Origin of the sequence: Thalassobaculum sp. (assembly GCF_040219215.1) — a bacterium.
In the GTDB taxonomy this organism is placed as follows: Bacteria; Pseudomonadota; Alphaproteobacteria; order Thalassobaculales; family Thalassobaculaceae; genus Thalassobaculum_A.
The window spans coordinates 84,283-100,941 of the sequence record NZ_JAVJSX010000032.1; the positions used below are offsets into that span (position 1 = coordinate 84,283).

At 66.1% G+C, this 16,659-nt stretch carries 17 protein-coding genes; 13 read left to right on the forward strand and 4 right to left on the reverse strand.

Going from position 1 to position 16,659, the window contains the following annotated elements; all coding sequences use genetic code 11:
• The first annotated feature begins 12 nt into the window (after window positions 1-12).
• Complete coding sequence (locus RIC54_RS21130; RefSeq protein ID WP_350088990.1) at window positions 13-843, forward strand: aspartate dehydrogenase; 831 nt, start codon at window positions 13-15, stop codon at window positions 841-843.
• A 22-nt stretch (window positions 844-865) separates the two neighbouring features.
• Here the strand turns inward: RIC54_RS21130 and RIC54_RS21135 are convergent, their stop codons facing one another.
• Window positions 866-3,361, reverse strand: a complete 2,496-nt coding sequence (locus RIC54_RS21135) for a DUF1217 domain-containing protein (protein WP_350088987.1) — start codon at window positions 3,359-3,361, stop codon at window positions 866-868.
• A gap of 237 nt (window positions 3,362-3,598) precedes the next feature.
• Between RIC54_RS21135 and RIC54_RS21140 the strand changes: the two genes are divergently transcribed.
• Window positions 3,599-5,389 carry a gamma-glutamyltransferase family protein gene (locus RIC54_RS21140; protein WP_350088984.1) on the forward strand — a complete coding sequence of 597 codons (1,791 nt, stop codon included), beginning with the start codon at window positions 3,599-3,601 and terminating at the stop codon, window positions 5,387-5,389.
• Window positions 5,390-5,442: 53 nt separating this feature from the next.
• On the forward strand, window positions 5,443-5,712 hold the full coding sequence (locus RIC54_RS21145) for a hypothetical protein (RefSeq protein WP_350088981.1): 270 nt from the start codon (window positions 5,443-5,445) through the stop codon (window positions 5,710-5,712).
• 13 nt (window positions 5,713-5,725) lie between these two features.
• On the opposite strand, the gene RIC54_RS21150 is transcribed toward RIC54_RS21145, so the two are convergent.
• Window positions 5,726-5,986 carry a hypothetical protein gene (locus tag RIC54_RS21150; RefSeq protein ID WP_007680583.1) on the reverse strand — a complete coding sequence of 87 codons (261 nt, stop codon included), beginning with the start codon at window positions 5,984-5,986 and terminating at the stop codon, window positions 5,726-5,728.
• Window positions 5,987-6,100: 114 nt separating this feature from the next.
• Between RIC54_RS21150 and RIC54_RS21155 the strand changes: the two genes are divergently transcribed.
• From RIC54_RS21155 to RIC54_RS21165, 3 genes are read left to right on the forward strand one after another with little or no spacing between them, the layout of a single operon-like run.
• The gene (locus RIC54_RS21155) at window positions 6,101-6,586 is read left to right on the forward strand and encodes a flagellar basal body-associated FliL family protein (RefSeq protein WP_350088977.1); all 486 of its coding nucleotides are present in this window, start codon (window positions 6,101-6,103) and stop codon (window positions 6,584-6,586) included.
• A gap of 34 nt (window positions 6,587-6,620) precedes the next feature.
• A complete protein-coding gene (gene dgcA, locus RIC54_RS21160) occupies window positions 6,621-7,610 on the forward strand; it encodes an N-acetyl-D-Glu racemase DgcA (protein ID WP_350088974.1) in 990 nt (329 codons plus the stop codon).
• A gap of 2 nt (window positions 7,611-7,612) precedes the next feature.
• Window positions 7,613-8,461 carry a class I SAM-dependent methyltransferase gene (locus RIC54_RS21165; protein ID WP_350088971.1) on the forward strand — a complete coding sequence of 283 codons (849 nt, stop codon included), beginning with the start codon at window positions 7,613-7,615 and terminating at the stop codon, window positions 8,459-8,461.
• A gap of 4 nt (window positions 8,462-8,465) precedes the next feature.
• On the opposite strand, the gene RIC54_RS21170 is transcribed toward RIC54_RS21165, so the two are convergent.
• Window positions 8,466-9,422: a metallophosphoesterase gene (locus tag RIC54_RS21170; RefSeq protein ID WP_350088968.1), complete on the reverse strand. Its 957-nt coding sequence runs from the start codon at window positions 9,420-9,422 to the stop codon at window positions 8,466-8,468.
• A gap of 231 nt (window positions 9,423-9,653) precedes the next feature.
• On the opposite strand from RIC54_RS21170, the gene RIC54_RS21175 reads away from it, so the two are divergent.
• From RIC54_RS21175 to RIC54_RS21195, 5 genes are all read left to right on the forward strand, one after another.
• Window positions 9,654-10,844, forward strand: a complete 1,191-nt coding sequence (locus tag RIC54_RS21175; RefSeq protein WP_350088965.1) for an acyl-CoA dehydrogenase family protein — start codon at window positions 9,654-9,656, stop codon at window positions 10,842-10,844.
• Between the two features lie 27 nt (window positions 10,845-10,871).
• Window positions 10,872-12,065, forward strand: coding sequence for an MFS transporter (locus RIC54_RS21180; RefSeq protein WP_350088962.1), 1,194 nt, complete (start codon window positions 10,872-10,874; stop codon window positions 12,063-12,065).
• Between the two features lie 58 nt (window positions 12,066-12,123).
• On the forward strand, window positions 12,124-13,176 hold the full coding sequence (locus RIC54_RS21185) for a type III polyketide synthase (RefSeq protein WP_350088959.1): 1,053 nt from the start codon (window positions 12,124-12,126) through the stop codon (window positions 13,174-13,176).
• A 2-nt stretch (window positions 13,177-13,178) separates the two neighbouring features.
• Window positions 13,179-13,688 carry an isoprenylcysteine carboxyl methyltransferase family protein gene (locus tag RIC54_RS21190; protein WP_350088956.1) on the forward strand — a complete coding sequence of 170 codons (510 nt, stop codon included), beginning with the start codon at window positions 13,179-13,181 and terminating at the stop codon, window positions 13,686-13,688.
• An 80-nt stretch (window positions 13,689-13,768) separates the two neighbouring features.
• On the forward strand, window positions 13,769-14,641 hold the full coding sequence (locus tag RIC54_RS21195) for a division plane positioning ATPase MipZ (RefSeq protein WP_350088953.1): 873 nt from the start codon (window positions 13,769-13,771) through the stop codon (window positions 14,639-14,641).
• 15 nt (window positions 14,642-14,656) lie between these two features.
• On the opposite strand, the gene RIC54_RS21200 is transcribed toward RIC54_RS21195, so the two are convergent.
• A complete protein-coding gene (locus RIC54_RS21200) occupies window positions 14,657-15,109 on the reverse strand; it encodes a GNAT family N-acetyltransferase (protein ID WP_350088950.1) in 453 nt (150 codons plus the stop codon).
• Between the two features lie 76 nt (window positions 15,110-15,185).
• Between RIC54_RS21200 and RIC54_RS21205 the strand changes: the two genes are divergently transcribed.
• Entirely contained in the window at window positions 15,186-15,914 is a 729-nt protein-coding gene (locus RIC54_RS21205) for a vWA domain-containing protein (RefSeq protein WP_350088947.1), read from the forward strand.
• A gap of 3 nt (window positions 15,915-15,917) precedes the next feature.
• On the forward strand, window positions 15,918-16,625 hold the full coding sequence (locus RIC54_RS21210) for a DnaJ domain-containing protein (RefSeq protein ID WP_350088944.1): 708 nt from the start codon (window positions 15,918-15,920) through the stop codon (window positions 16,623-16,625).
• Window positions 16,626-16,659 lie beyond the last annotated feature (34 nt).

A 16,659-nucleotide genomic window follows, 5' to 3' on the forward strand; every position in this document is an offset into this window, starting at 1 on the left:
AGCGAGGACAAAGTGTCGGCACATCCAGCGGCGTCCGGGTTGACGGTTGGTATCGGCGGTCTCGGGGCGATCGGCCTTGCGGTTGCCAAGGCGCTTGACGAGGGCCGGATCGAAGGGCTGAGACTGGCTGCCGTGTCGGCCCGTGACACTGCCAAGGCGCACCGCACGGTCGACAGCTTCCGCACGCCGGTGCCGGTCGTGGCGCTTCCGGAACTCGCCGAGCTGGCCGAGGTGGTCGTCGAGTGCGCCCCGGCGGCGGTGTTCACCGAAGTCGCGACGGCCGCGGTGGAGCGCGGACGCATCTTCATGCCGATCAGCGTGGGGGCAATGCTGCGGCATATGAACCTGATCGAGCGTGCCCGGCTGACCGGTGCCCGCATCGTGGTGCCGACCGGTGCGCTCATCGGGCTCGACGCAGTGCGGGCGGCGGCTGAAGGGACCATCCGCGAAGTCCGGCTGGTGACGCGCAAGCCACCGCTCGGGCTGGCCGGTGCGCCGTACCTGGTCGAGCACGGGATCGACGTCGAAGCCATCGTCAAGGCGACGCGGGTCTTCGAGGGCTCGGCGCGGGACGGAGCGGCGGGGTTTCCGGCCAACGTGAACGTGGCGGCCGCGTTGTCACTCGCGGGAATTGGACCGGACGCGACTCGGCTGGAGATCTGGGCAGACCCGTCGGTGACCCGCAACACTCACACCATCACCGTCGATGCTGACAGCGCTCGGTTCACCATGACGATCGAGAATGTGCCGAGCGAGGAGAATCCGAAGACCGGCAAGATCACGGCGCTCAGCGTGATCGCGGCACTTCGCCGACTGACGGCGCCGATGGTGGCAGGAACATGACGTCAGCAGGCAGCCGAACTGTTTAGGCGAGCAGGTTCAGTCCAAATCCGGAACCCTGTGGGAGCAGCGAGCCGATCTGCCCGGCCAACGACGCCTTGGCGCTGAGCTGGGCGCCGCCGACAGCCACGCCCTGCGCTTCGAGGTCTTTCTGAGCCAGATAGCGCTCAATGAACTTGAGGGCTTCGGGCGTGAACTCGATCGGCTTCAGGAACGAGCTGGCACCGCCACCCTTGCCTTCAAGGATTACCTTCTCTTCGGTGATGATGCTTTTCTGCACGTTCAGCGCGTAGCCCTCGGCCTTGAGATTCGACTGCGCACGGCCGGCCGCGAACAGCGCGTCGGTAAGCGACTGCAGCCGATCGGCGATTGAGCCGCCGGACAACACCGTCGTGTTGAAGCTGTCCAGCGTCGCCGAGAAGTCGGCCTTGAAGCTGCCAAGCGCTCCGATGGTGACGGTCGAGCTAAGTGAACTCAGTGTCACCTTCAGGTCCGAGGCGAATGCGGCGAGCAGGTTCTTCTTGTCGACCGCAGCGCTGGCGATCGTCTTGTCGAGGTCGGCCTGGATCGTGCGGATCTGCGCGTCCAGGGCGCCGCGCGGGTCCAGCGTATTGGTAGCGAAGTCGATGACCTTCTTGTCCCTGGTCAGATCGTCGACGACGGTTTCGAGCGCGACCTTGTAGACATCGTTGATGTTGGTCTTGAGGGCGTCGGCGTTGTCTACCGTGATCGACGCGGGCAGCCCGGTGAGGATGTCGTTTGCCAGGTCGCCGCCGACGGCCTGCACCACCGTTCCGCCCAGGACGTCGTAGGTCGTGGTGCCGCTGGTCAGCAGGTTGTCGTACGTCACCGTGGTGGTGCCGTCGGTGGTGCTGCCGGCGTTCTGAATCAAGCCTTGCAGTTCGGACAACCGGCTGTCGTATTCCAGGTTGATCGCGGCCAGATCGGCGTCCGGCTCGAGCGCCTGGTTGGCCAACGATTTGATCGTGTCCAGGACGCCGCTGATCGTGCCGGCACGCGTCAGCGCGTCCTTGACCGATGCCTGGCCAAGCGCCAGCGACTGGGTCTCCAGTTCGGCGGCAAACTTCACCGATGAAAGCCCTGTGGTAACGCTCGACACGTTGATCTTGGTGCGCTGTTCGGCGGCGCTGAACGTCGTCTTGGCCGTCGTGAAACTGGTTTCCGCAGACGTCAGATCGGCTTGGCGCGTCGCGTAGGTCGCCGAGGATACGCCGTCCCGGAAAGTCTGAAGGTCCGAGAGGAATCCGGCGAGATCGGTCGACTTGGTAATCACCCGCGTCCCCGCCACGTTGACTGTCGTGGAGATCTCCGTGGGGGTGGAGTCGGTCCCGGCCGGCAGTGCACCCCCGGTGCCATTGCGAAGCAGGTTCTGGGTCAAACCGGTGTTCGGGTCGGTGAAGGTGGCCGAGTTGATCAATCCGTTGTCGCCGAGCACGGTGTCGGCGAGTGCGGTGAACTTGTCCTGGATCTCGATAAAGTCTTCTTCGCTGCTGGCGTTCCGGGCCTGGCTGAACAGCTTCTCAAGTTCGGTGATCGCTGACCGGGTGTCCTGCACCGCCGAGTTTGCGGCCTCTACAAGGGTGCGCTGGCGCAACAGGTCGGGGATGGCATTCTGCTGGACCGTGATCTCGTTGGCGTTGACACCGGCGGGGTTCACGAACGTGTCGTAGTCGTTGTAGGAGGCGCGCAGACTCTCCAACTTGGCCACCAGGGAATCGGCGACTTTCAGGCTGGCGTTGATGGTCTTGTTGGTCGAGCTGATCGTGCTCAGGTCGTCGTTCAGGATCTCGAGTCGAGACCGGCTGGTGCTGCCGGAACTGCTGGTCTTGAAGTTGTCCAGCTTGAACTTCGCCTCGATCAGCGCGGCCTGTTTGTCGACCGACTGCCGCGCGATCTCGGCCGGCAGGTTGAGCGCCGTGGTGACGATCGAACGCAGCGGCAGGTCGCCAAGGATCTCGAAGGTGTTTTCCACCGAGTTGATGCGCCGCAGGAAGAACAGCGCATCGCGGGCTGCCGGGTTCTGTGCGGCCAACGACTGCTCGAAGCCGTTGGTCAGAAACTTGTCGATGAGCTGGGTCTGTTTGTCCGAGACCGTCAGGTTCTTCAGGCCGAACGCCGGCGCGCTTACAAACGCGGCAAGCTCGCCAAACCGGCTGTCGGAGAGCCGGTTGGCAAACGAGTTGATGTCGTCCGGATCGCTGTTCAGGATAGCCTTGAGCTTCCCGGGATTGTTGACCTCGCTCTCCAGCCCGAATGCGGACAGCACGAACGTGAGCGTCTTGCGGTCTTTCAGCAGGTCGTCGACGGTGCTGAGCTTGCCGACGCTCTTTTTAAAGGAATCGATCTTGCGGACTACGTCCTCGCGCTCGGCAAACGCCGTGCGCGCCGCGACCTGATCCCGCTGATAATTTTTGAAAGCGACCAGGGCTGAAGTGGTTGGCGCGCTGCCCGAAGACACGCTACCCCCCAATATTCCCAGCGCCAGTTCTGCACCCGACACGGCACAACTCCTGTTTCTGCCGCAGATCCCGCCATGCCTGACGGCACAGCCTAGAACCAGCCGTTTCTCGGCCACCTATCAATATAGGCGAACCCCGCCTGATCGGCAACGAGTTCCGACTCCGAAGCCCCGGATCGACCGGTGGATGGCCTTGTCGGCAATCCTTGCCCAGCGATCCGGCCCCCTCGTATAGTGACCGCCTTCCTCCATGCGAGAACCGCGCCAGCGAGAGCTTCGATGTTTACAACGCGCCCTGAGATCCGCGGCACCTTCGGTGTCGTCACGTCGACGCATTGGGTGGCCTCCGCGGTCGGGATGGCGGCCCTGGAACGCGGCGGCAATGCGTTCGATGCCGGCGTGGCCTGCGGATTCACCCTGCAGGTGGTGGAGCCGCACCTCAACGGCCCGGGCGGTGACCTGCCGGCGATATTCTACAGCAAGCGCGAGGATCGGGTGCGGGTGCTTTGCGCCCAGGGCCCGGCGCCGGCGGCCGCGACCATCGCGGCTTACCGGGACTTGGACCTGGACCTGATCCCGGGCAGCGGTTTCCTGGCGGCGGTGGTGCCCGGTGCCTTTGATGGCTGGCTGACCCTGCTGCGCGACTACGGGACCCAATCGCTTCGCGACGTGCTGACCCCGGCGATCGGCTATGCCCGCAACGGGTATCCCGTGGTCGATCGCATAACTGCCACCGTCGAGACGGTGCGGGAGTTGTTCGAGACCGAGTGGCCGACGTCCGCCGCGGTCTACCTGAAGGGCGGGACCGCGCCGCAGCCTGGAACCCTGTTCGCCAACCCGACGATGGCCGCCACCTATGAGCGGATCCTGACGGAAGCCGAAGCCGGCGGCGGTTCGCGAGAGGTGGTGATCGATCGCGCCCGCGCGATCTGGGCAAAGGGTTGGGTGGCCGCGGCGATCGATCGGTTCGTGCACGGCGAGCCGTTGATGGATGTCTCCGGGCGTCGCCATCGCGGCCTGCTGACCGCCCAGGACATGGCGGACTGGCAGTGCCACTACGAAGAGCCGACAACCTATGACTACGGCCGCTATCGGGTCTGCAAGGGCGGCCCATGGAGCCAGGGGCCGGCCATGCTGCAGGCGCTGGCGATCCTGGACGGCATGGGCGTCAAGGACATGGACCCGACCGGGCCGGATTTCGTGCATGCGGTCACCGAGGCGATAAAGCTGGCGTTCGCCGATCGCGAGGCATTCTACGGCGACCCGGACTTCGTCGACGTGCCGATGCAGACGCTGCTGTCGAGCGCGTACAACGCGGAGCGGCGGAAGCTGATCGGCGAACGGGCGTCGCTCGAACTGCGGCCGGGAACGGTGGCCGGCTACGATCGGACGATCGATGCCGCGCTCGGCGTCGACACGGCAATCGATCCGCGCGCCCTGGAGCGCATGGGCGTTGGCGAGCCGACGGTGTCGAAAAGCGGCGTTTCAACCGGTGACACCGTCCACATGGACATCATCGACTGCCACGGCAACATGTTCAGCGCGACGCCGAGCGGCGGCTGGCTGCAGTCGTCGCCGATCGTGCCGGAACTCGGATTCTGCCTGGGCAACCGGGCGCAGATGTTCTGGCTCGACGAACGTTCGCCGTCTGCGCTGGCACCGAAGAAGCGGCCCCGGACGACGCTGTCGCCGGGGTTCGCGCTGCGCGATGGCGAGCCCTATCTGGCGTTCGGGACGCCCGGCGGCGATCAGCAGGACCAGTGGTCGCTACTGTTGTTCCTGCATCACGCCGACCACGGCATGAACCTGCAGGAAGCGATCGATTGCCCGGCCTTCCACAGCGAGCATTTCCCGAGTTCATTCTGGCCGCGGGGTCGACAGCCGGGCCGGGTGGTGCTGGAAGGACAGTTCCCCGCAAGCACGGCCGAAGCGCTGACCAAGCGCGGTCACGACGTCCAGGTCGGCGAAGACTGGTCCGAGGGACGCCTGACGGCCGCGGCGAAGGACGGCCAGATGTTGAAGGCCGCTGCGAATCCGCGGGGCATGCAGGGGTACGCGATCGGCCGTTGAGCAACGCAACCTGAGGACCATCCTGGCCGGCTGCCGGCGAGGATGGGGTTGAGATGCCGGGACTCTCGGAGCAGGAAGCGCTTGAACTGTTTGCGCGATGCGTCGCTGAGATCGTCGGACCACGCACCGAGGCCTGCCGGGACATGATGAAGGCCGTCCAGAGTGGGCAGATGGTGGATCTTATGCTGGCGCAGTCGTCGTTCGACGCCCTGGCTCCCGATGTGCGGCGGCGGATCTCAGAGCGAGTGCAGGGTCTGGTGTCGCAGCATCTCTCCGGTGCGATCGATGCCACTGACCCGGACGCGATGCGGCGTGGAAGCTGATAACCATGCGATATCAGGAACGCGGGCGGATGTACCCGATGCTGGCAAGGCCGTTGGTCAGATACTCGCGCAGATACAGGGCCATGTCCGGCGTCAGCTCAACCAGGGCCATCCGGCCGTCGTCGCGGCGGATCTTGAGGAGCAGGCCGTCGTCGGTCAGTTCGATCGCAAACGACGAAGCGCGGGCGGCCGCTCCCGACTCGCGGTCGGTCTGTGTTACGGTCGGCTGCGCTTGGACCATGTCTTTCCAGCGGTCGTCTGCAGGACTGGCCATCGTAGAAGGCGCTCCGATCTCCAAGGCTTTGAGTTGCGATACGTTGTTGGCTAAAATTATAGCGAATCGAGCGCGATCTCAATCGATCGACCGCACCGGGGTTGGCTGTCCAACATGAAAAAGCTGATCCTCTTCCTCGTACTGCCGCTGCTCTTGCTGATCGGTGCCGGATTGGGGGCGTTGGTCGCCGGCCTGATACCGGGGGTGAGCATTCCCGGCCTGACACCGATGCACGAAGCGGCCGAGGAAAAGAAGGACCTGGGAGCGCCACCGACCAGCAAGCAAAGCCCGATCGGTGCCGTCACCTACGTGCTGTCGGAGTTCGTCGTCAATGTGAAGACCAACCGCACCTATCCGGTGTTCCTGCTTCTCAGTCTGGCGGTGGAAATGACCAGCGAGGCGGTTCGGCCGTCGATGGTTGCGCAGGAGCCCAGAATACGCGACGCGATGATCGTGTACCTGAGCGGCCTCACGCCCAGCGATCTGAACGGCTACGACGGCATCCAACGGGTGCGTGACCAATCGTGGCAGATCGTTCAGAAGTTCGTCGACCCAAAGGACGTTGTGAACGTCCAGATCATGAAACTGACTGTCAAATGATGCCGGCAATAGTAGCCGATCAGATGAGGAACCGATGCCCTTAGCCTTGACCGCTGCCGTAGAGAGTTGGCCGATCCGTGGCGTGTTCCGGATCTCCCGAGGAGCTCGCACCGAGGCGCAGGTGGTGGTTGCCACCATTCGTGACGGCGCGGTCGTTGGACGCGGCGAGTGCGTGCCCTATGCGCGCTACGGCGAGAGCATCGACAGCGTGGTCGGGCAGATCAACGGGGTAGCATCGGCGATCGCCGGCGGACTCGACCGTGGCGGCCTGCTTGCCGCCCTGCCGGCCGGTGCTGCGCGCAACGCCGTCGATTGCGCGCTCTGGGACCTCGAGGCCAAGCGCTCGGGCACACCGGCCTGGAAGCTGGCGGGATTGCCCGCAGCGCCGGGAACGGTGACCACCGTGTACACGCTGTCGGTCGACACCCCGGAGGCGATGGGCAATGCCGCGGCCGAGAATGCCGCCCGCCCATTGCTCAAGCTGAAGATGACCGGTGACGGGCTTGATCTGGAGCGGGTTGCCCGGATCCACGCGAACGCGCCGAAGGCCCGACTGGTGGTCGACGCCAATGAGGCGTGGGATGTCGCGACCTACCGGGACCTGGCGCCAAAAATGGCCGGTCTCGGTGTCGAGATGATCGAGCAGCCGCTGCCGGCCAAGGACGACGGCGGGCTGATCGGGCTGGAGCGGCCGGTGCCGCTCTGCGCCGATGAAAGCTGCCATGACACCGAGACGCTCGACGCGCTTGCCGGAAAGTACGACACGATCAACATCAAGCTGGACAAGACCGGCGGGTTGACCGAGGCGCTGAGGCTGCGGGCCGAGGCCGAGCGGCGCGGGTTCGGCATCATGGTCGGCTGCATGATCGGGACGTCCCTGGGTATGGCGCCCGGCATCCTCGTCGCCCAGGGCGTCGGTCTGGTCGATCTCGATGCTCCGCTGCTGCTGGCCAAGGACCGTGACCCGGGCATGCGCTATGACGGCAGTACAGTGTATCCGGCCACCAGCGAACTGTGGGGCTGACGATGGGCGAGATGAATTCGGTCGCCGCCCACTATGAGAGGCCGTCGCTGGCGAACGCTCTGATCGCGCGGCTGGCCGAGCATGGCATTGATCGTGATTCAGTGACGCTCGAGCACCTTGCCGCTCTGGACCAGATGCATGTCCGCGGACACGCGGCGACCTTGGAACTGGCCGACGCATTGAAACTGCCGAAACGGGCGAAGGTGCTCGACCTTGGTTCCGGGATTGGAGGTCCTGCGCGGGTTCTGGCGTCCGCTTACGATGCCCGCGTTACCGCGCTGGATCTGACCCCCGCGCTGTGTGAGGCCAATCGGGCGCTCAACCAACTGGTCGGGCTGTCGCGCCGGATTACCGTCCTGGAAGGGAACGCCACAAGCCTGCCGTTCGACGACGCGACGTTCGACCGGGTGGTGACGATCCACGCATCGATGAACATCGATCGGAAGCGGACCATGTACCGTGAAGCGTTCCGGGTGTTGAAGCCGGGTGGTCGCTTTGGGTTCTACGATGTGGTTGCCGGCCCCGCCGGCCGGCCCGACTACCCGCTGCCTTGGGCGACCCAGCCATCCGACAGCTATCTGGTGTCTCCGTCGGCGATGGCGGCGATCGCCGAGGAGGTCGGGTTTCGCAGCCAGATGCTCCGCGATCTGACGAACCAGGCACGCAACGAGATCGTGCGGCAACAGGAAGCCGCCGCCGCGGGCAAGGCGGCCGGCGATCCGGCGCCGCTGCAGGCTGGCGACATCCTGATGGGCCCGACGGCGTCCGACAAACAGCGCAATCTGCGCCGCGCATTGAAGGAGGGCCGGATCGGACTGACGATGGCGGTGTTCGAGAAGCCGAAGGTCTGATCGTCTATCGAAGGTCGGAACCAGGCACTGCATCCGGGATCGTCAAGGGACGGATCCGAAACGGCATGTCGGTCCCCGGCATGACCGTCACCGCAACAGCCGCCACGGTGGGTGCGCCAAAGACTTCCAAGCGCGTGACGTTCGGCAGTGGATCACCCGACTCCGTCCGGAAGGGTTGGTCCACGCGATAGACATGGCTGTCGCCGTGGATGACCAGCACCGGCCCGCGAAATCGCAAGGCACCGTCGGCGATCGCGGCGAGCGTTTCGGCGAATCCGCTGCGATTGGACGGGCCGGGCAGCCCATTGCCTCGGTCGAACGGGTCGGCATGCATGGCGATCACCACCGCGACGGATTGCCGGGCGAGGGCGGTCGTGAAGCCGGCTCGAATCCAGTCGGCGGTTGCCTGGTTGCGGGCCAGGTGCTCCTCGATGGCAGCGGGGTGCCCCTGACGTAGATTGTTGTTGGAGCCGACCACATGGGCGGTGAGGATCGTCACCCCGGCAAGCTCGGTTCGCGCATTCTCGGGGTACGGGGTCGCGCCGGAGATGTCCGACTGACGGGTCAGGCTCACCGCGGTTTGGCCGAGGCTCTGGGATCCGGAGAAGAACAGCCGCCGGATCGAGGTCAACCGCTCGATCGGATCCATCGCGCCGGCTGACGGCCGATGGCAGTCGGTCCATTCGTTGTCGCCGGGTGTGTAGAGCAGCGGCGCGGCGATCTTATCGAAGAAGGCGCGAACCTTGAGGTAGGACGTATCGCTGCAGGGCGTCGACCCGCTCTTGATATCACCGATGTGCAGTACTAGCGCCCGCGACTCGCGATTGATCGTCTCGATCAGTTGCTCGAACCGCACGTAGTCTTCCGGGATACGGTACGGGACATCGCCCATCGCGATCAGACGAAGCGGTTCAGCGGCTCCGGTGCGTGCCGGACCGGCCAGCAGCAATCCAAGCGCCACCGCGAGAAACAAGAGGAGCCGAGGGGGGCATACCTCGGCTCCGAGTTCTGTCCGCGTTGGGACGGAGGATTTCGAGTGTGTGGGGGCACACCCGCTATAAACCGATGCTAATATTATTTTAAACATTGAGCACGTAAAAAGTGTTGTCATCCGAATTCCAACGTTGCCGCCCTCGACCAATCCGCGCCGTGAGTCTATTTGAACGGACTGGAGAATCCGAGGAGGGCTTCCATGGCGCAGGCTGGCGATGTGGCGTCAATGACGACGCCCGACGACGTAATCGACGACATTCGTGCGGCGGTCCGCGATCTGTGCGCGCGGTTCCCCGGGCCATACTGGCGCGAGAAGGATCGCGAACGGGCCTATCCGACCGAGTTCGTGCAGGCGTTGACGGAAGCCGGCTACCTTGCCGTGCTGATCCCCGAGGAGTATGGCGGCAGCGGGCTCGGCATCCGCGCTGCCGGGGCGATCCTGGAGGAGATTCACAAGAGCGGCTGCAACGGCGCGGCCTGCCACGCCCAGATGTACATCATGGGGACGCTGCTGCGTCACGGCTCGGAGGAGCAGAAGCGCAAGTGGCTGCCGGGCATCGCGACCGGTGAGTTGCGCCTGCAGGCGTTCGGGGTGACCGAGCCGACCAGTGGGACCGACACGCTGTCGCTGCGCACCACGGCGAAGAAGGTCGGCAACGAGCACTATGTGATCAACGGTCAGAAGATCTGGACATCGCGGGCCGAGCACTCCGACCTGATGCTGCTGCTGGCCCGCACCACCGCGAAAGACCAGGTGGCCAAGCGCACCGAGGGATTGTCGGTGTTCGTGGTCGACATGCGCGAGGCGGTCGGCGACGGCCTGACGATCCGGCCGATCCGGGCGATGGTCAATCACTCGACCACCGAAGTGTTCTTCGACGACCTCAAGGTGCCGGCGGAGAATCTGATCGGCGAGGAGGGCAAGGGCTTCCGCTACATCATCGACGGGATGAACGCCGAGCGGCTGCTGATCTCCCACGAAAGCCTGGGCGACGCCCGCTGGTTCATCCGAACGGCTACCGAATACGCCAAGGCGCGCGAGGTGTTCGGCCGCCCGATCGGTCAGAACCAGGGAGTGCAGTTCCCGATCGCTCGCGCCTTTGCCGAGACCGAGGCCGCCGCGCTGATGGCCGAGAAGGGGGTGCGGCTGTTCGAAGGCGGCAAGCCCTGCGGAGCCGAGGCGAACATGGCGAAGATGCTGGCGGCGGAGGCGGCCTGGCACGCCGCCGAGGCCTGCATGCAGACCCACGGCGGCTTCGCGTTCGCCGAGGAATACGACGTGGAGCGCAAATTCCGCGAGGCGCGGCTGTACCAGATCGCGCCGATCTCAACCAACCTCATCCTGTCCTACATCGCCGAGCATGTGCTCGGTCTGCCGCGTTCGTTCTGATCCAGCCGCGACGGCGGTGATCGGGTGGTGAGCCACGGCGCGACGGATACCCGCTGGGGCGTGGTGCTGCCGGTGGTTGCGGTGGGCATCGTGACCGCTCTGATGGTCGGCAAGATGCCGCCGTCGCTGCCGAGCCTGCGCGACGAGTTGGGACTCGACCTGGTGACGGCGGGCTGGGTGGCATCCGCATTCAACCTGTGCGCTGCGCTGCTTGGTGTCGCGGCGGGAATCGCGGCCGACCGGGCCGGGCCGATCCGGGCAATGACAGTTGGTTTGGCCTTGGTGGCTGCTGGTGGCGCGCTGGGTGCGCTGTCGATGGGCCCCGCGACCCTGATCGCGTCGCGGCTGATCGAAGGGCTCGGCTTCGTCGCTGCCGTGGTGGCGGCGCCTGGAGTGCTGATCGCCAGCGCTGCGGTTCGCGACCGCAATCTGGTCTTGGGCCTCTGGAGCGCTTACCTGCCGGCCGGGGCCGCGGTTGCGCTGCTGGCCACCCCGCTGTTGCTGGAGGCGATCGGCTGGCGGGGTGTTTGGGTGATCGGGGCGCTGCTCGCCGGCACCGGCGCCTTGGCGGTTCGCTCACTCAAGGCGCAAGCGCCGGCCGCAAGCGGTGCGCCACGCCGATTCGACGATGTGCGCGCCGCCCTGACCCTGCCGGGACCGTGGCTCTACGCTGCATGCTTCCTGGTCTACTCGGTACAGTTCTTTGCGGTGATGACGTGGATCCCGACCTTCCTGATCGAGTCGCAGGGGTTTGGGTTGGCGGCGGCTGCCACCGCTGGCGCGTTGGTGGTCCTCGCCAACGTCGGCGGTACGTTGGCCGGAACCGCGGCGATGCACCGCGGCGCGCCGCGCTGGTCGCTGCTGATCGGCGCCTATGTTCCGATGATGGCCTGCGCCTGGGCGATCTTCGATCCGGCGGCGCCGGACGTGATGCGGGTGCCGGCCGCCGTCGTACTCAGCTTGGTCGGCGGTCTGCTGCCGGCGGCCAGCCTGGCGGGTGCGCCGCAACATGCCCGCCGCCCGCAGGAAGCGGCGACCTGCTCCGGCGTGGTCGTGCAGGGAGCGAATACCGGTTCGCTGCTGGGCGCCCCGATCATGGCGGTTACGGTCGACGCGCTGCACGGCTGGGGCGATGCATGGTGGATGCTCTCCGCGTTCGGCTGCGTCGGTATCGTGCTTGCGATGGTTCTGCGGGTCGTCGAGCGTCGGAGGTTCGCCTGAACCGCCCGGTCACGGCATCGGGAATTGAAACCCGGCTGCAACGCACCATCCTCCCCTGATGCCATCGGTACGCCTCCTAGCCCTGGAGACAGCCGTTCCGCCCCATCGCGTCACCCGCGAGGCGGCACGGGGCGTTGCCCGCGCGGTCTACGGCGAGAAACTTGCCGGCTACGGCGCGCTCGACCGGGTGTTCGATTCCAGCACCGTCGATCAGCGTTGGCTGGCCCAGCCGCTCGATTGGTACCGCGTTGAGCACGGCTGGGCCGATCGCGCCGTGGCCTTCCAGCACGCAGCGCTCTCCCTGCTGCAGGATGCGGCGTCGCGGGCGCTGGCATCGGCAGGGTTGGCTGCCTCGGATGTCGATCATGTCTTGTGCGTGTCAACCACCGGGTTCGCCACCCCGAGCCTGGACGCGCGCCTGATCGGCCCGCTCGGCTTGCGTCACGATGTCGGTCGCACTCCGGTGTTCGGCTGGGGCTGCGCCGGCGGGGCGATTGGGCTTGCGCGTGCCGCCGACATCGCCCGCGCGGCGCCGGGGCGGACCGTTCTTTTTCTGGTGGTGGAGTTGTGTAGCCTGGCGTTCCGGGCGGACCCGGAACCGGTCAACGTTGTCGGCAGCGCGCTGTTCGGCGACGGGGCGGCGGCGGTCGTGTTGCAGGTGCCACCACGGGACGGGCCCGTCGCAGAACCGAGGATCGTTGCAAGTGCCGAACACACTTGGCCCGACTCGCTCGACGTCATGGGATGGCGGATCGACGATGCCGGGTTCGGGCTGGAACTCCGCCGCGACCTTCCGGCGTTTCTGGTCGACCGGCTCCGACCGGTGGTCGAGAATTTCCTGACGGGGCAGGGGTTGCGGTTGGCCGAGCTCGACGGCGTTGTCGGCCACCCGGGCGGGCCGAAGGTCCTGGATGCCGTGGCCGTCGCCCTTGACCTGGCTCCGAACGCTCTCGACAGCAGCCGCGCGGTTCTGAGGGCCTTCGGCAATCCGTCGGCGGCCGGAGTGCTGATGGTTCTGCGCAAGGTGCTGGACGGCGGCGCCCGTGGCCGTCATCTGATGCTGGCTCTCGGCCCTGGTTTTACCGCGGCTCTCAACCTCCTGGAACTGTAGACATGTGGTTCGATGCCGCCCGTCTGGTGGTCGCCCTGGTGGCGGTGCAGCGGCTGGCCGAACTGGTGCTGGCGCACCGCAACACCACCCGGTTGCTCGCTGAAGGCGGGGTCGAGCATGGGCGCCGTCACTATCCGGTCATCGTGGTGCTGCACGCGCTGTGGCTGGGTGCCTTGGCCGCGATGGCACCGGGATCGGTTCAGGTTTGGTGGCTGGCTGCCTTCGTGGCCCTGCAGGCCGGTCGGGTCTGGGTGCTGTGCAGCCTGGGGCGGTACTGGACCACCCGGATCATCACGGTGCCGGAGGCGCCGCTGGTGCGACGCGGGCCGTACCGTTGGATCTCCCACCCGAACTATCTCGTGGTGGCGTTGGAGATACCGGTGCTGGCCCTGGCGCTCGACCTGCCGTGGGCGGCCTTCGGATTCGGGATCGCGAACGTGATGGTCCTGTGGTGGCGTGTCCGGGTCGAGAACCGGGTGCTTGAGGCGCGACGAGACATTCCAACCGGTTGAGCGCCCGGCGACCCGACGCTTGAACCGTCACCGGGGTCCAGGTATCGATTGCTGGGGACTCACCATCGGGAACGACACTCTTGACCGACCTAGCCCAGGACATCGCTGCCGAGACGTCGACCGCAGCGTCGGCCCACGTGATCGTCGTCGGTTGTGAAAAGGGCGGGTCCGGCAAGTCCACCACGTCGATGCACCTGATCGTGGCCCTGCTGCGGCTGGGCTACCGGGTCGGCACCATCGACCTGGACGCGCGGCAGTGGACGCTGACCCGGTACCTGTCGAACCGGGCGACCAGCGTGCAGCGCGATCACATGACGTTGCCGATGCCACGGCATTTCTTCCTGGCCCCGTCCGAGAAGGTGAACCGCGAGGAGGCGCAGGCCGAGGACCGGCTGCGCTTCGAGGCTATCCTTGGCAAGCTGACCCGCGAATCCGACTACGTCGTGGTCGACTGCGCGGGCACGGACAGCAATCTTGCACGACTGGCCCACTCGTTCGCCGATACACTGGTCACCCCGGTCAACGACAGCTTCATCGACCTGGACGTGGTCGCCCATGTGGACGGTCGAACCGGGGAGATCCTGCGGCCGAGCGTGTACGCCGAGATGGTCTGGGAACAGCGCAAGGTGCGCGCCAAGCGCGACGGCGGCTCGATCGACTGGATCGTGATGCGCAACCGGCTGTCCAACCTCGAAGCCAACAACAAGCGCGAGATGGGCGAGGTCCTCGACAAGCTCGCCAAGCGGATCGGCTTTCGTCAGGCGCCCGGATTCAGCGAGCGGGTGATTTTCCGCGAGTTGTTCCTGCAGGGCCTGACCATGCTGGATGTGTTCGATCAGTCGCAGCGCAGCGGCAATGCCAGGCCCCGTATGTCGCACGTCGCCGCCCGGCAGGAAGTTCGCGCCTTGATCAACGCCCTGCAGTTGCCGGAGCGGGAAGCGCGCGGCGCATAGCATCTGGCCGGGACGTCAGGGCCTCACCATCAGTTCGAAATCGGCTGCCCGGTACCGCCGGCCACCGATCGACCGGTAGAAGGCCAGCGCTTCCGTGTTGTCGGGGTGCGCCTGCCACACCACCCAGGTGCCGTCGCGTTCCCGGGCGATGGCGGCTACGGCCTCCACGAGGGCCCGGCCTACGCCCTGCCGACGCGCGGCGGGATCGGCGTACAGGTCCATCAGGAACAACCCTGGCGCGCCCTGCCCGACGTGGAAGGCGTCATGGAACAGGGCGTACCCGACAGTTCGCCCATCGATCGCGGCGATCAGACCGTCGAAGCGACGATCTGGGCCGAAAGCCCACCGTTCGATGGTTCCGGCACCGAACGGTGGCGGGGCCGCTCCTTCGTGCGCGGACAGGGCTGCAGCCATCCGGGCGACCTCGGAAGCGTCGCCGATGATCATGGGGCGGACGATGACGGTCATGCGACTGGACCCGACAGGTTGGAACACCGCATCATGGACCCAATGTTAACCCCATCGATCGCTACGACGGATCATCATGTCGACAGAACGAGATCGAGTGCCGGTGGAACGGTCGGGGCAGGCGGTGTCGAACCGCTCGGAAGTCGATGCGTTCCTTGAAGCGGTTCGTACCATGCCGGCCAGTGGCGCTGCCGGCCGGCGCGGCCGGCTTATCTTCGCGCTCGATGCCACCGGCAGCCGGCGCCCGACTTGGGATCGGGCCTGTCACATCCAGGCCGAGATGTTTCACGAGACGGCCACCCTCGGCGGGCTGGATGTGCAGCTGGTGTTCTACCGCGGATACAAGGAGTGCAAGAGTTCGAAGTGGCATTCCGATCCGGACGCGCTGGGCCGGGTGATGGCTGGCGTGATGTGCCTTGGCGGCCAGACACAGATCCACAAGGTGCTGAGCCATGCCCGTACCGAAGCCGGCCGCGAGAAGGTCGACGCGCTGATCTTCGTCGGTGACGCCTTCGAGGAGGACATCGATGAAGTCTGCCACGCCGCGGGCGAACTCGGGGTTCTGGGCGTTCCGGTGTTCATGTTTCACGAAGGCGGCGATCCGATCGCGGCCGATGTGTTCCGGCAGATCGCCCGGTTGACGCGGGGGGCGTACTGCCCGTTCGACTCCGGCAGCGCGGACCGGCTGAAGGACCTGCTGGCGGCCGTCGCGGTTTACGCTGCCGGTGGCCGCAAGGCTCTCGCCAACTACCGGGGCGGCCGCAGCGAGGCCGTCAAGCTCCTGACCAGCCAGATGGGACGCTGAGGGATGGCGTATCTCGTGCTCGGCCTGTCGGTGGTGACCGGAATTGCCCTGATGGGGCGCTGGCTGCTGACGACCGAACCGAGAACCATCCTGCGGGTCGGGCGGTGGGTGGGACTGGGACTGCTGGGCGCCTTGGGGCTGTTCATCCTGATGCGGGGACGCCTGGACTGGGTGCTCTATGTGGCGCCGGTGCTGCTGACCTTTGCGGTACGGTGGGGCGGTGTGCTGAGAGCGATCCGAAACGCCGCGAAGGCGGCGCGCGGTCCGACACCCGGGCAAACCAGCGGCGTTCGTACCCGGTATCTGGCGATGAGCCTGGATCACGACACCGGGACGCTGGACGGCGAGGTTCTTGAAGGGCGGTTCGCCGGACGTACCCTTTCATCCCTGTCGGAGAGCGAGCGTGCGGCACTGTTGGACGACGTGCGCGACGACCCTTCCTCGCTCCAGGTGCTTGAGGCTTGGCTTGAGAGGGCGGGGGATGCCGGCGACCGGACCGGATCGAACGGTCACGCTCGCCCGGCCGACGACGGAACCATGACGTGGTTCCAGGCGTTGGAGATCCTCGGATTGTCTGAAGGCGCGACAGAGGAAGAGATCCGCGAAGCCCATCGCCGTCTCATGATGGTGAACCACCCCGACCGCGGCGGGTCGTCCTGGCTGGCTGCACGGATCAACCGGGCCAAGGATGTGCTTCTGAGCCGACCGTGACGCACGCGGATTTGCCCGTGTCGCCAGCACGGTT